The 14,291-nt window shown below is 48.0% G+C and carries 14 protein-coding genes and 1 pseudogene; 6 read left to right on the forward strand and 9 right to left on the reverse strand.

Going from position 1 to position 14,291, the window contains the following annotated elements; all coding sequences use genetic code 11:
- Positions 1-241, reverse strand: a pseudogene (locus BRW63_RS17935) (phosphoribosyltransferase); the annotation flags it as partial.
- A gap of 157 nt (positions 242-398) precedes the next feature.
- Between BRW63_RS17935 and BRW63_RS17940 the strand changes: the two are divergent.
- Positions 399-1,112: a uracil-DNA glycosylase gene (locus BRW63_RS17940; RefSeq protein WP_073073608.1), complete on the forward strand. Its 714-nt coding sequence runs from the start codon at positions 399-401 to the stop codon at positions 1,110-1,112.
- Between the two features lie 128 nt (positions 1,113-1,240).
- Positions 1,241-2,551: a chloride channel protein gene (locus BRW63_RS17945; RefSeq protein WP_073073609.1), complete on the forward strand. Its 1,311-nt coding sequence runs from the start codon at positions 1,241-1,243 to the stop codon at positions 2,549-2,551.
- A gap of 183 nt (positions 2,552-2,734) precedes the next feature.
- On the opposite strand, the gene BRW63_RS17950 is transcribed toward BRW63_RS17945, so the two are convergent.
- Genes BRW63_RS17950 through tyrS form a run of 4 tightly spaced genes read right to left on the reverse strand, consistent with a single transcriptional unit; the run spans position 2,735 to position 5,880 of the window.
- Positions 2,735-3,337: a hypothetical protein gene (locus BRW63_RS17950; protein WP_073073610.1), complete on the reverse strand. Its 603-nt coding sequence runs from the start codon at positions 3,335-3,337 to the stop codon at positions 2,735-2,737.
- Positions 3,338-3,385: 48 nt separating this feature from the next.
- The gene (locus BRW63_RS17955; RefSeq protein ID WP_073073611.1) at positions 3,386-3,952 is read right to left on the reverse strand and encodes a hypothetical protein; all 567 of its coding nucleotides are present in this window, start codon (positions 3,950-3,952) and stop codon (positions 3,386-3,388) included.
- Positions 3,953-3,955: 3 nt separating this feature from the next.
- A complete protein-coding gene (gene pyrF, locus BRW63_RS17960; RefSeq protein WP_073073612.1) occupies positions 3,956-4,666 on the reverse strand; it encodes an orotidine-5'-phosphate decarboxylase in 711 nt (236 codons plus the stop codon).
- A gap of 5 nt (positions 4,667-4,671) precedes the next feature.
- On the reverse strand, positions 4,672-5,880 hold the full coding sequence (tyrS, locus tag BRW63_RS17965; RefSeq protein ID WP_073073613.1) for a tyrosine--tRNA ligase: 1,209 nt from the start codon (positions 5,878-5,880) through the stop codon (positions 4,672-4,674).
- Positions 5,881-6,171: 291 nt separating this feature from the next.
- Between tyrS and BRW63_RS17970 the strand changes: the two genes are divergently transcribed.
- Positions 6,172-8,082, forward strand: coding sequence for a transglycosylase domain-containing protein (locus tag BRW63_RS17970; RefSeq protein WP_073073614.1), 1,911 nt, complete (start codon positions 6,172-6,174; stop codon positions 8,080-8,082).
- A gap of 872 nt (positions 8,083-8,954) precedes the next feature.
- On the opposite strand, the gene BRW63_RS17980 is transcribed toward BRW63_RS17970, so the two are convergent.
- Both BRW63_RS17980 and BRW63_RS17985 read right to left on the reverse strand, forming a co-directional pair.
- A complete protein-coding gene (locus BRW63_RS17980) occupies positions 8,955-9,269 on the reverse strand; it encodes a DUF1825 family protein (RefSeq protein ID WP_073073616.1) in 315 nt (104 codons plus the stop codon).
- Between the two features lie 110 nt (positions 9,270-9,379).
- On the reverse strand, positions 9,380-10,303 hold the full coding sequence (locus tag BRW63_RS17985; protein WP_073073617.1) for a J domain-containing protein: 924 nt from the start codon (positions 10,301-10,303) through the stop codon (positions 9,380-9,382).
- Between the two features lie 256 nt (positions 10,304-10,559).
- Between BRW63_RS17985 and BRW63_RS17990 the strand changes: the two genes are divergently transcribed.
- Both BRW63_RS17990 and BRW63_RS17995 read left to right on the forward strand, forming a co-directional pair.
- Entirely contained in the window at positions 10,560-11,006 is a 447-nt protein-coding gene (locus BRW63_RS17990; RefSeq protein WP_223257424.1) for an SHOCT domain-containing protein, read from the forward strand.
- Between the two features lie 11 nt (positions 11,007-11,017).
- Complete coding sequence (locus BRW63_RS17995; RefSeq protein ID WP_073073619.1) at positions 11,018-11,557, forward strand: ComEA family DNA-binding protein; 540 nt, start codon at positions 11,018-11,020, stop codon at positions 11,555-11,557.
- Here BRW63_RS17995 and lepB read toward each other — a convergent pair.
- Together lepB and BRW63_RS18005 are read right to left on the reverse strand one after the other, a co-directional pair.
- The gene (gene lepB / locus BRW63_RS18000; protein WP_073073620.1) at positions 11,547-12,134 is read right to left on the reverse strand and encodes a signal peptidase I; all 588 of its coding nucleotides are present in this window, start codon (positions 12,132-12,134) and stop codon (positions 11,547-11,549) included. The two genes, BRW63_RS17995 and lepB, sit on opposite strands and share 11 nt — an antisense overlap.
- A gap of 60 nt (positions 12,135-12,194) precedes the next feature.
- A complete protein-coding gene (locus BRW63_RS18005; RefSeq protein WP_073073622.1) occupies positions 12,195-13,142 on the reverse strand; it encodes a cation diffusion facilitator family transporter in 948 nt (315 codons plus the stop codon).
- Between the two features lie 168 nt (positions 13,143-13,310).
- Here BRW63_RS18005 and BRW63_RS18010 point away from each other — a divergent pair, with 168 nt between their 5' ends.
- Positions 13,311-14,165, forward strand: a complete 855-nt coding sequence (locus BRW63_RS18010; protein WP_083583049.1) for a Cof-type HAD-IIB family hydrolase — start codon at positions 13,311-13,313, stop codon at positions 14,163-14,165.
- The last annotated feature ends 126 nt before the right edge of the window (positions 14,166-14,291 follow it).

Below are 14,291 nucleotides of genomic sequence, written 5' to 3' on the forward strand. Positions count from 1 at the left end.
CTGAGTTCTCAGGACGCGTAATTTTTTTGGCAACGATGACATCAAGCGGACAGCCCAACGCACGAGCCACTGGCGCTGCCACTGGCAAACCCCCACGCGGCAGGGCATAGACCACAAACCTTGTAGATTCTGGGAGGGTTTGAGCTTCGGTTAGCACAGCTTGAGCCAGCTTTTCTCCGGCATCGTGGCGATCGACAAAAATCGTCGCGTTTCCACCTTGAAACAGTTGAGAAAGGGTCATTGCGTCCTCCAGTCTGAGGCAACGGCTTTTCTTTATGATGCCATTCGTTTGATTTGATTGGGTTGGATGACTCGGCTCAAAACTATTTTCTGCGATCGCCCTCAACTTTAAGGTTTCAACCTAGAATTTATAGAGAGAATGTCCTGCCTGCCAATTCATGGTTAACGAAGAACAGATTAGTTTATTTGATTTAGGAAGCTCAGAGCCAGCCGCCCTGAAGGAGATTCCAAAAGATTTTGACCCCGATTTAATTCCGACGACTGCCAAGATTCCGATTCCGATCGGCACTTATCAGACAATGGAACAGATGGGCAAACACTGCAACCATTGCCATCGCTGCGACCTGGGCGCAAATCGAACTCATGCAGTCGTCGGGCGAGGCAACCTGAATGCCCCGATTATGATTGTGGGCGAAGGCCCAGGACAAACAGAGGATGAAACCGGACTGCCGTTTGTGGGCAAATCGGGACAGCTATTAGACAAAATTTTAGAATCGGTGAAGCTAACCGTTGAGGAAAATGTCTTCATCTGCAACGTGGTGAAGTGTCGCCCACCCGAAAACCGGACTCCCACCACTGATGAAGCCGAAGCCTGTAAGGGCTATTTGCTCGAACAGATTCGCCTGGTTGACCCTAAAATTATTTTGCTGACCGGGGCGACGGCAATGAAGAATTTAGTGGGCATTAAGCAAGGCATCACCAAAGTTCGCGGTCAGTGGATTGAGCGAGACGGACGGATGTATATGCCGATCTTTCACCCTGCTTATTTGCTGCGAAATCAGTCGCGCGATCAGGGAAGCCCCAAATGGTTGATGTGGCAAGACATTCAGGCAGTGCGATCGAAGCTAGACGAGATTCGTGCAGAATCCTAACAATTCGGATCACTATTGGAGGGGAGAATTGATAGGGTTTGGATTTTCTGTTCACAATCACTCTAACGATTGCTGTTAGAACAAAATCAAACCTGATATCGTTCTAAAGCTGTTTCGAGCTTTCAAAATTGCGTCCCAAACCTCAGTTACCCGGTTCCAATCAATACTCCAAACGGGTGTTTGCCCGGTTGTCAGCTTTGACAGAACGTAATCCATTAACTTTGTCCCGTTGGTTGCTTTGCTGGGTTGCAATCGGGGTTGGGAGTGGATTACTCGCTGGCATCTATTGGCATGTTCTTGAATATCTCACGCAATTTTTGAGTACCTTTCAGGGTCTTAGCCTAGTCGCAGTGATGACGATCGCAGGTTTCCTGATCGGGCTTGTGATTCAATTTTTAGGCGATCCTGGCGAACTTAGCTTTATTGTCGATAACATTCATTCTCGCGGTGGGCGAATTGAGACGCGAGAAAATCCTGCGATGATTCTAGCTTCGTTGATTGGCATTTCGGCGGGCGGCAGTTTGGGCCCTGAAGCGCCAATGGTTCAGATCACAGGTTCTTTGGGAACATGGGTTGCTGATCGCTTGCACCTCACAGGAGATTCGCTGAGAACCCTAAGTCTTGCAGGAATGGCAGGCGGCTTTACTGCGTTGTTTGGTTCGCCTTTGGGCGGGGCTTTTTTTGCGTTGGAAATCTTGCAGCATCAGCATGTCGTCGAATATTATGAAGCGATTCTGCCTGCTGTGGTTTCAAGTTGTGCAAGCTATGTTGTATTCGTTGTGATTACTCACTTAGGAATCAGCCCAACCTGGAATTTTCCTCAATATCAAATTGACCATGTTGATGACTATCTACTCGCGATCGTGTTTGGCTTAACAGGGGCGATCACAGCCTGGATTTTTATTTATATTTTTAGAGGGTGTGCTTGGGTATCTGAGCAAGTTTCTATGCCGATTTATATTCGGACAACACTTGCCGGACTCATCTTAGGCGGATTGGCGTTGTTGTTTCCGCTAACGCGCTATTTCGGGCACGAACAACTCAATGAAATTGTGATGACGCAAATGAGTGTAGGTGGATTGCTTACACTTGCGATCGCAAAAATGCTGGCAGTCAGCGTGACGGTTCAAGGAGAGTGGCGCGGTGGATTTATTATTCCGTTGTTTTTTACCGGAGCTTGTGTGGGCAAAGCGCTCTCAAGCTTTGTTCCAGGAGCGCACCCAGTTTTGGCAATGATCACCACGATGGCGGCGTTGAATGCTGCCATCACACGAACGCCCATTAGCACGACGCTATTACTCACGAAACTCACAGGATTTGCGCCCTTTACTCCAATATTATTTGCAAGCTTAGTTGGCTATTTTCTATCACCCAAAATCCCCTTTATTAAAGCGCAGTTGAAACGCGAAGCCACCAATAATCCAACCATTCAAAATTAATTATTCAAATTTGACGCGATGTGCAACTAATGGCCCTCACCCTAGCCCTCTCCTGCTGGGAGAGGAGACAAGAATTCTAGCTCCCTTCTTCTGGGGATGAGGGCGATTCATACCGTCATTCAGCAACACTGCTTAAAGTATTTCATTATGGAACACTCTGAAAGGACGGTGAGATGGTCATGATTACAACGATGGTAACTTCACAGAAATATTTAACTTGTTAGACAGAAATTTTATGTGTTCAAGAAAGTCAGTGGCGTTATCGATCTGTTTGACGATCGGAAGCATCATACTCAACACCGCTAGAAAGTAAGCTTTAATTCTTTGAGGCTTGCGCCGATAAACAATTTTGATTTCGGCTTGCAGATCTTCGAGATAAACGATCGCGAGTTCACGTCTTGCTTCTGGAAGTTTCTCTACAAATTCTCGCAACAGATCTAAAGATTTAAGAATTTCAGTAATATCTTCAGCAAAGCTTTTGTCAACATCGACTTCAAGATTGTTTGGGATTTGAGCGATTTTAGGAGTTTGATCAGATTGCTTTGAGACTGTTTGATCGAGGGCAGCTTTTCCTTGTTCGGTCAAATAGGCTCGAACGATTTGAAACTCTTTTGTCTTATTATCAAAAACTTTTGCCGCTTTTAGATAGCCATCTTCTGCCATCGTATCTAGATAATATCGAAGCATTTGCATCGAAGTTTCGAGGGCTTGCGCGATGCTGTCTCCTGTGATATTTCCATCGTCGATCGCTTGCAGAATTCTAATTTGCTTCTCGGTTAACGGCATCAATTTGTAACAGGTACGATCAAGACGCTAATCTTAACTGAAATTGATTTAAGACCGCACTGATCCGGCATTGCAGTCTCTGAGCCATGTCTGCACAGCTTGCCCGATCGTGCCCTGACTGCTTTCTCTCGGCGGCGTAATGATTTGCCCTGCGGAAGCCGAGCCGGTGCGGGTAAACATCAAGGCTAACCGCCAACCCCGGTCGGTTTTGGTCAAAAACAGCCAGTGAAACTGTTGAAGCTCGATCGTGGTGCCTGCCGTACCTTGACGCTCTAAAGTTGTCATAAAAACCTGACGCAAATCCGGCGAGTTTTGGGGGGATGGAATCGTTGAGGCGATGCTAGGAGCGAGGGGCAAGGGCACAAATTCGGGTCTGCCTGCGGTGATGATTGAGTTGAGTGAGGAGATCGCCGGGTAGCGAGTGCGCGATCGCACAATTACCCGATTGGCATAGCTTGGCAAATCTCGCAGCATCAGCGCTACTAATGGCTCGACCTCTGCTGGACAGATACGACGCTTGACGCTCACAGGTTTTGCCGAAAGTGCATGGGAGGTTGCGATCGAGCTACCCAATGACCAAATGATACTCAGCCCGATCGTTAGAAGTTTTTTCACGGTCTAGCTCAATTCTTCACAGATACGATCGAACGCTCTTACCGGATCATCGGCCGCCGTAATCGGACGACCCACTACTAAATAATTAGCGCCCGCCTTGAGCGCTGCCGCAGGAGTCATGACCCGCTTCTGATCCCCAACTTCTGCCCAAGTGGGTCTGACCCCCGGACATACTAACGTAAAATCATCACCGCAGCTTTGTCGCAGTTGTGCTACTTCTTGAGGCGAACAGACCGCCCCCGACAATCCGCTTGCTTGTGCCAATAGCGCCATGTGCAGCGCATATTCTGGCAACTCTAACGGAATTTTTAACTCAAATGCCAAACTGCGGGAAGAAATGCTGGTGAGCAGTGTAATAGCAATCAGTTTCGGGACGGGTAAACCTGCTTGTTCTGCACTGGTTTGCATTGCGGATTGCGCGTGTTGCAGTCCCTCTTTTCCGCAAGTTGCATGAATCGTAATTAAATCGACTCCATATCGAGCGGCGGCGGCACAAGCTCCCGCGATCGTATTCGGAATGTCGTGAAACTTGAGGTCTAAAAAAATACGCTTTTGTCGATCGTTGAGAATCTTTAAAATTGAGGGGCCACTACTGACAAATAATTCCAGCCCGACTTTCCAAAAAGTGACTTGCGGAAGTTTTTCGATCAGCGCGATCGCCTCTAATTCAGAAGGAACGTCAAGCGGAACAATAATGCAATCAGAAACGGACATAGAAGTTAAGGTACAAATCGCACAAATTTATTCTTGCCAAGCTGAAGAACTTTGCCAATCAGATCATCAGGAGACTCAAAGATCAAATCGACCTGCTCGATTTTGTTGCCATCCAATCTGACCGCACCGCCTTGAATTTGGCGACGGGCATCAGAGCTAGTTTTACACAGACCGCTGGCACTGACCAGATAGAAAACTTTGGCGGGAAACTGCGCCGATCCCAGAGAGAATTCTGGCACTACATCGGTCTTAGACGTACCGCCCTGAACCAGTTCGCTGGCTGCTTTTTGAGCTTCTAGCGCTTTTTCCCTGCCGTGATATTGGGAAGCGATTTCTAGGGCGAGAAGTTTCTGACGATCGCGCGCCCCTTCTGGCAATTGATCCAACGATAAATCGGTTAACAACTCAAAATATTGCAAAATCAGCGTATCGGGAGTTTTCTCTAGTTTCGAGTACATACTCAGCGCATCTTCCGACAACCCGACATAGTTGCCGAGCGACTTTGACATTTTTTGAACGCCATCTGTCCCAATCAAAATCGGCATCAACAGCCCAAACTGCGGCGTTTGCCCAAAGTGTTTCTGCAAATCTCGTCCGACTGCCAGGTTAAACTTCTGGTCGGTTCCGCCTAACTCAACATCAGCTTGAACGGCTACCGAATCATACCCCTGCATTAGAGGATAAAGGAACTCATGCAAATAAATCGCTGTCCCTTGTTTATAGCGTTCCGCAAATCCTTCTTTGGCAAGCATCTGCCCGACCGTCATCGTTGCCAAGAGCGCTAGCGTTTTAGGGAGGTCAAGTTTTGATAACCACTCAGAGTTATAGCGAACCTCTAACCGTCCGGGTGTGTCAAAATCCAAAATAGGACGCACCTGCTTGAGATAGGTTTCGGCATTGGCAGCAACTTGTTCTTCGGTTAACTGTCTCCGAACTTCTGATTTACCTGTCGGATCGCCAATTCGAGCCGTAAAGTCACCAATAATCACAACTGCCGTGTGACCCGCATCCTGAAACGATCGCAGCTTTCGGAATAAAATACTATGACCCAGATGAATATCAGTGCCCGTCGGATCGATGCCTAACTTAATTCGTAAGGGGCGATTGCTCTGAGTCAACCGTTGCTCTAGATTTTCATTCGGGTTTTTAGACTCAGGCTGATTGGGGAAAATTTCGGGGTTGCCCCAATGTAGCCAGGGGAAGGAGTTTGACATACGGTTCGCGATCGACAAAAAATTAGGTTAACGATTTCATTCCGCTATGATATGCAGACTTGCTAGAATTCAGATTCTCATTAGTCAGCCTACTCTAGTTAAGGTCAGCTTCGACTCAGGAAACTCGCGTCTACTCTAAATCCTATTCATAAACTTGGTTCACTTTCTCAAGTGTCCACTATCCTACTAAGGTTGCTTTAGCGAAAATCTAATGTAGGCTTTACGTCTTCAAGCCTTTTCTAGAAATTAGTTCTTAAGAAATCTTTCACCCTTTTATAAAGAGAGAGCGTCGTGGCGGTAAACACCCTTAGACAAAATCAACAAAAAGACCCTAATTCTGCCCTCCGGTTTGTGCAGACGGTCGGCAAGGTCACAGGAGGCAGCTTGTTAGGGCTGACCATGCTCACCAGTGCGATCGTCGCAGGCGGGTTGGTCGGTCTAGCCATCAGCTTTCGGAACCTGCCAGATGTCAGGGTGCTGCGAACCTATACGCCCAGTGAAACGACCCATATTTACGACATTAAGGGCAAGCAGCTTGCCAGCATCCACGGCGAAGCCAACCGCGAAGTCGTGACGCTTGACAAGATTTCTCCGCACTTAAAACGAGCGGTGATTGCGATCGAAGACAGCTATTTTTACTCGCACCAGGGTGTAAACGTAGGGGCGGTGGCACGAGCATTTAGCCAAAACTTTAACCACGGACGCACGGTTGAAGGTGGCTCAACCGTGACCATGCAGTTGGTGAAAAACCTATTTCTCTCGCCCAAACGTGCCTTTAGCCGCAAAATTGCTGAAGCTGTTTTAGCGCTGAGAATCGAGCAGATCTTCAAAAAAGACCAGATTCTAGAACTCTATCTCAATCAAGTCTATTGGGGACACAACACCTACGGCGTACAGACGGCTGCCCAAACCTATTTTTCTAAATCCGCCTCAGATTTGACTCTGGCAGAATCAGCGATGATGGCAGGGTTGATTCAGTCACCTGAAGCCCTCAGTCCTTTAGTGGACATCAAAGCCGCAACTCGTCGCCAGCACGAAGTTTTGCACCGCATGGTAGAGCTGAAATGGATTACGCCTCAAGAAGAAGCCGCTGCCCGAAAGCAGCCGATCAAGCTTGGTAAGCGAACCTCCTTTCAGTCGAGCGAGATGCCTTATGTAACCGATGCTGTCGTGCAAGAGTTGACGAAGAAATTTGGACGTGATGCCGTTCTTAAAGGCGGAATGCGAATTCAAACCACGATCGATTCTAAACTTCAGCGCATTGGTGAAGACACGGCTCGACGCTGGATTCAGACGCTTAATTATCAAGGGGTCTATGCTGACCAGATGGCGATCGTCTCAGTTGATCCCCGCACGCACTTCATCAAAGCAATGGTCGGCGGCATCAACTACAAAAAGAGCCAATATAACCGAGCTATCCAAGCGTTAAGACAGCCAGGTTCTGCATTTAAGCCGTTTGTTTACTATGCTGCTTTTGCATCGGGCAAATATACGCCTGATTCTACTGTTTACGACTCGCCAGTCAGCTACCCAGACGGCTACGAGATGTATTCTCCGCGTAACTATGATGGCAGTTTTGCGGGAGCAATTACCATCCGCAAAGCTTTAGAAATTTCGCGCAACGTCCCTGCCGTGAAGTTGGGGCAAGAAGTGGGATTAAACAAAATTGTGGAAATTTGCCGCAGCATTGGGGTTAAGAGTCCGATCGACCCAGTGATTTCCCTGCCTTTAGGTGCCGTTGACCTGACCCCGCTAGAAATGGCAGGCGCGTATGCCACCTTCGCCAGCAACGGCTGGTATTCTGAACCCACCCTGATCGTGCAGGTCACAGACAGCAGTGGAAACATCCTGCTAGACAACACCCCTAAACCGCGACTGGTTCTCGATTCGTGGGCATCGGCTTCTCTTAACGATACGCTTCAGGGTGTGATCTCACGAGGCACTGCTACAGCCGCCCAAATCGGTCGCCCCGCCGCCGGAAAAACAGGCACCACATCCTCTGAGCGAGATATTTGGTTTGTGGGCTATGTGCCTCAGCTTGCGACTGCTGTTTGGGTCGGCAACGACGACTATAGACCGCTCGGCTATGGGGCAACGGGCGGTCACTTTGTGGCACCGATCTGGCGTGACTATATGCAACAAGCCCTGCAAGGGGTGCCCGTTGAGAACTTTAAGTCCGCATCAGAATTCGATCGTCCTTGACCTCTAGACCTCCGATTTCTTAGAGAAGTCGGAGGTTTGTGTTTTATTACCGGAACGGAGGGTTCGGGAACCGTTAAAGCCCTGCTCGTTTACGACGGGGATGAAGAATCGGGTTCCCGCGTGGCTGCTTACTCAGTCCCCTTCTTACTTAGTTGCCTGCGACGGGAAACCCGTCTTCAGCACTGAGCGCTACAGCGGGAACCCCGCTTTCAGGGCTAGGCGCTACGGAGGGAAACCCTCCTTCAGGTCTGAGCGCTGCTTCAGCCACAGAGTCATCATTTCAGTCGTCGTTTTAGAGATCGAATGAGTTCTCTTAAAACATCAGTTTGATTTCTTGCCGATTGTTCGCAATATTGTTTCAGCAAATCTTTCTCCTCCTGGGTGACGCGAAACGTCACAAATATTTCTGGCTTCGACACAATCAAACTACCTCGATGTGTGGTATTTTAATTGTAGTGGAGAAGGTAATCAACCACTTAAAAAACCTTGTCGTCGAAAGACACGCTGCACCTTCTTACTCAGTCCCCTACGGAGGGAAACCCTCCTACAGAGCTGAGCGCTTGACAATTAAATCTATGCGGTTCTACTGCATTGTTCTAGTTTCCACCTCGCAGCAGGTAAAAGATTTAGAGGAGCTAGACGAGCGCTCAGTGCGCCAGGGCGGGTTTCCCGTCGCAGGCAACTCAGTAAGAATCAGTTTTTTTGAGGCATACGCTTCAGAACTAAACAGGACTTGCGATGGCGCAAATAGGGTAGGGCATACCCAAATTAACGCTTGGGGAGAATCCCACCTCTGGGTTAGAGACTGCAAGGAATCTAATTTAAGTGGTTTCGTTGAGCCAAGAATCCTCGTACCTTTAGGTCGAGGAGTGTCAATCGACTTCTCTTTTCATCCGCTCCAGGGTTATGTTCATTTGGTCAAACATTTGCTGGGGCGTGATGCCAAACTGACCGAGTTGGGTTTTAAGCTGCTCGACCGTCATTTGGGCTGAGAAGTCTTCTGATAGCTCAAAACGCTTCATGAACACTTTGTAGCGATCCATCATCGTTTCCATTTGTTCGATATACATTTTTTTGCCTTCTCGATCGAACTTGCCATAACTACTCCCCAACTGGGTCAGAGATTGGTAGTCTTCAAACAATCGCTTCGCTTCTTCTTGAACAATTTCAGAATCAAAAAATCCCATCGCTCTCATTGCCTGAATGTTTCGGCTGGCTAAAAACTTTAATATCAGCTAATAACTATCATTTTAAGTCAGTGACTTGATCCAGTTAAGTAGTGTTTCCACTACCGTCTCTACGATTGGCGACGAAAAATTCCAAACAGTCCTCCTCGCTTTTCTTCTTTGCTGGGAGGTTTAGAAGTTGAAGGCGAACCTGATGGGACTGATCCATCCAGTTTAAGTTTGGGTGCTAAGTTTGAGGCTAGTGGATCTTGAGGGTTAAGCTCAAGTGCCCGACGAATATGAGCTTTCGCCATGCCCATCATTTTTTGGCGGAGATATGAATAGCCCAATAAAGCGTGATATTCTGCCTTGTTGGGCTGCATTTTTACGGCATCTTTTAACTCTGAGATTGCCTGTGTCCATTCTTCTCGCTTCACATATTCCTGCGATCGCTCATAGTGACGACGAGCATAATCAGGCTGAACGAATTCAGAATTAGCAGATGGGTTAACCGATGGAGAGGGGATTTCAGGAGAAACAGCGACTACACCTTGCCGTTTTTCTGTGAAGAACACATCGCCCATCTTTAACTGTAGATAGACCAGATTTAGCTCACTGATCTGCTGGGTAATGGTTTCAAAGTGATCTAGCGGTTGATATTGAACCTCCGCTAACTTCGCGATCGCTTGTTCATAAAAGACATCAGCTTCTTGCACGGGCTTTCGCATTAACTCTCGTGCCGCTTCACTCTGAGGCACCAAAGCCGATTCTCGCACTAGTTTTCGCACTTTAAACCGCAGCATTGCCACCGCTTCGGTGCGTCCTTTTTCTTGTTTGACGGTTTGATAGGCAGGGCTGACTAACCGAGCAAACATCTGGGTCGCAAGCTCTGCGATCGCGGGATCGGTTGCCCCATAGCTGTCAGGGTGCAAAATTTTGGCAACCGATCGATACCGTTTTAGCACTCGTCGATCGTCTGCCACAATCGAGATTCCCAACACGGCATAGGGATCTGACAATTTGTTCAACCAGTCTGGCGAGAAGGAAGGGGTCATCAATCGTCAGTCCTTAACCATCAAACAAATTTATTTCAAACGTTCGTCGCACTCTAGAAGTTTAAGAAACGCCTGTATTATCTATACTGAGACAGACCTGTTTACACAAGCGTAGACGAACGATTTTACTGACGTGCGGGTAGGTGGGTAGTCAGTGTCAATTAAAGACGTATAGATGCAGCGACCCTAATGCGAGGAACTTCTAGCAGATATCTATTGGAAGTCTAAACTCTACTGTACTCAATGTAGTCTCTCTATGTCAGCAAAAGCCGGAGAATTAACGCTTGAGATGTTAAGGAAGCCGAAGAATCGAAAAGTTGCCGCAATACTAGCGCTAGCAGGAGTTGCACCGCTCCCATTTTTTGGTGTGTCGCTGCATTTAGTCGGGCTACACAAATTTTATCTGGGGCAAAAATGGTGGGGGCTTTTATATATCTTGTTTGCAACAACTCCCATCGCTGCGATCGCCGGAGTCATCGAGGCAGTTTGGTATTTGATTCAAGACTCCGATGAGTTTGATCAAAACTTTAATGACGAACTAGCAGAACCAGGGATGATCAGCAAAAGTGCGCCTGTGGTTGCTGAAAAAGTGGTGGCGATCGCTGATGCAATGCGCCATTTAGATCAGTTGCGGCAAGATGGATTAATTACAGAATATGAGTTTGAGCAAAAGCGGCGGCAATTGCTCGATCGCATTCATTAGGGCGATTTTGGATGGCTTTTTTGAACTGGTTATCTGAATTGAAGTTGCAGGGGCGTTCTCTTAAATCGCGCATTCGCAACGATCCTTACTACCGCTTTCAGTCTTTAGACGAGATTCGGTTAGCGGTTTCTTTAGGCATTCATATTAACGTACAGCAAGCGACTATAGACGACTGGCTGAGGCTGCCGGGGCTATCGATCCATCAAGCCCGAATGCTGACTCAACTCTCTAACTCAGGAGTGCAGTTTTACTGCGTTGAAGATATCGCCGCCGCGTTAGGGCTTTCAATTCAGCGGCTTAAACCTCTGGAATCAATCTTGCAATTTTGCTACTATCCACCTGAAAGCCTCTATCTAATTCAGCGAGTCAATCCTAATACCGCCTCGATCGAGACATTAGGACAAATTCCAGGAATAAAGCCTGTTTTAGCACGGACGATCGTTCAAAATCGTTCGACGAATGGCACCTACAAAAATTTGGCTGACTTGCAGAAACGGTTGTCTTTGCCGAGCCAACTTACGACTAATTTAATGCACTACCTCAGCTTCTAACTTTGCCCCAGCGATCGAAGGGGTAAAACCGCAGCCAAGCCCGACCGATAATATTATCCTTTGGCAAAAATCCCCAAACGTGAGAATCGTTGCTGTTGTTACGGTTATCGCCCATCACAAAAAACGTCCCTTCAGGAACCAGTGCGGGTTTCATAATATAGCTCGGTGATTCTGCAATGTAAGGTTCTTGAAGCGGCTGATCATTAACGAAAACCTGACCGTTTTTAACCTCGATCGTTTGTCCAGGTTGCCCAATGATCCGCTTGATGAATGCTTGATCTTTCTTATATCCCTGTCGCTGTAACTGAGGGGGCGGATCAAACACCACAATGTCGCCAAACTCAGGCGGATGGAGATGATATGAAATCTTCTCAACGACTAAGCGATCGCCCACTTCCAAAGTCGGCACCATCGAATCTGACGGAATAAAACGAGGTTCTGCCACGTATGCCCGGACTAAAAGCGCCAAAATCAGTGCAACAACCAGAATCTGGAGGTTTTCCCACAGCGCTTTTAATTTTGATGACGGTTCAGCAGCGATCGGAGTCTTTGATTCTGTCGTGGGATCAGAGGTCATGAGTTAAAGTTGGGCGAATGACTGCAAGTTAAGAGCAATAGTAATCAGGGTAACGCTTCTCTAGTTCCAGTCCAATTCTCGACTGGGGTTTTGCGATCGCAGCTTGTGGTCAGAAGGATGCAACTCATCGCGATCGTCATCAATTTTCATCAACACATGCACGGGCCCATAGTGTTCTCGAATAGTGGCTTCGATCTGTTCCATGATCCACTGGGTTGCCCCGATAAATTCGGGATGCAGCACGAGCCGCATTTCAATTAACACCTGACGACCCACAATTCCACGCGATTGAATCTGGTAACAGGTGGTCACGCCCTGCACTTGTCGAACGAGTTGAGAAATTGCTTCTGGTGCGATCGCGGTTTGCCGAATCATCATCGGCAATTGCCAGTTAAATACTCGCCAGCAGCTAACCACAGCCGTCAAAACCATCGTGATCGCCATGAGTGGATCGAGCCAGCGATAGCCTCTCCAAATGCCGATTAGTCCAATCAGCACCACTAGGGTCAGCCAAGCATCTTGCAAAACGTGATTAGCATTGACTCGCAGCGCCGTACTCTCCAGAGTTTTGGCTAAACGTTTTTGAAAATATGCCAACCCTAAACTAGCTAGAAACACGATCGTCAGCAGCCCAATCAACGGCAGCGACATTTTGACAGGCAGTAATGCGGGCAGTGCTTGAGTTGCCCCAAGCTGTTGAACCGACAGCCCCAACAGGCTAAAGCAGGCAAATCCTAAAACAGCAGATAGTAGTAGCGCTAAAGTAGTTTCGAGCTGACCATGCCCCCAGACTTCTCTACCTGAGATGCGATGAGGAGCCGCCACCGCCACCAAACTGAGAACTGTGCTGAAGCTATCAATTACAGTATGAAGAGCTTCTGCAAGGAGACTCAGCGATCGGGTTGCCCAACCTGCCCATACTTTTATGGCTAACACCAGCAGCGTTAGCCAGAGCGTAACAAATAAAACCTGACGACTCACCCCACGGGGATTTCTAACTTCAGCCATGACCCCCAAATTACCACGAAACCTGTTTCCTGAATCACTAATTGCGAAGATGAAAGAAAATTAATTAGGTGATTTTCTTAGGCGCTGGTTGATTGCGTTTCTAATGCAGTTTACGGGGCTGGAACGGACACCCGCATACTAGAAAAATTGAGAAAGAGAACAGTTACTATGCAGCAATTTGCCTCAGACCTCGCGGGGTCAACTAAACCAGACATTCGCCTTTTGGCATTAGATATTGATGGCACGATCGCAGGCAAATCTAATGATATCCGTGAACCTGTACTAGAGGCGATCCGCGCCGCACAAAAAAAAGGAGTGCAGGTGGCGATCGCCACCGGAAGAATGTTTCGATCGGCGTTGCGTTTTCACCAACAGGTCGGCTCGACTCTGCCATTAATTGCTTATCAAGGCGCGTGGGTGCAAAATCCTAGCTCTGAGAAGCCTGATCGTCACTGGTCAGTGCCTAGAGAACAGGTGTTGAGTTTGCTGGATTATTTCGAGCGACCAGACCTGCGATCGCTGCTCTCGGTTCACTTCTATATCAATGACGAGCTGTATGTGCGTGAGATTACGCCCGAAACGAAAGCTTATGCAGAACGATCGGGCATTCAGCCAATTGCAGTTGGCGATCTGCGCTGTACGCTCTCGACCGAACCGACTAAAGTTTTAGCACTCAGCGATGATATTGACTTGATTGACCAGTTGCTCGGCTCACTTCAAACTCAATACACACCTGCCGAACTCTATCTGACAAAATCGGTTGCCACATTCTTTGAAGCCACTAACCCTGCTGCCAATAAAGGAGCAGCCGTCCGCTATCTGGCCGAAAACGTGCTGGGGCTGAAAGCAGACAACGTGATGGCGATCGGCGACAATTTCAACGATGTAGAAATGCTTGAATATGCTGGAGTCGGGGTAGCAATGGGCAACGCGCCCGAAGCGGTGCAAGCGATCGCTCAGTGGGTGGCTCCTAGTGTAGAGCTTGATGGAGCCGCCGCCGCGATTGAGGAGTTTGTGCTTTAGCGCTGATTGGCGAATCTATGAGCTTTAAAATCAGAAAGAGCGCCGACGACTGACCGTGTTTCGTCTCGGCACTCTTGCTGGTTCGCTCCTCACACTCCAACAATTTAGCCGAGATGTCTGAGTTTG

This window comes from Phormidesmis priestleyi ULC007, assembly GCF_001895925.1.
GTDB lineage: Bacteria > Cyanobacteriota > Cyanobacteriia > Leptolyngbyales > Leptolyngbyaceae > Phormidesmis_A > Phormidesmis_A priestleyi_A.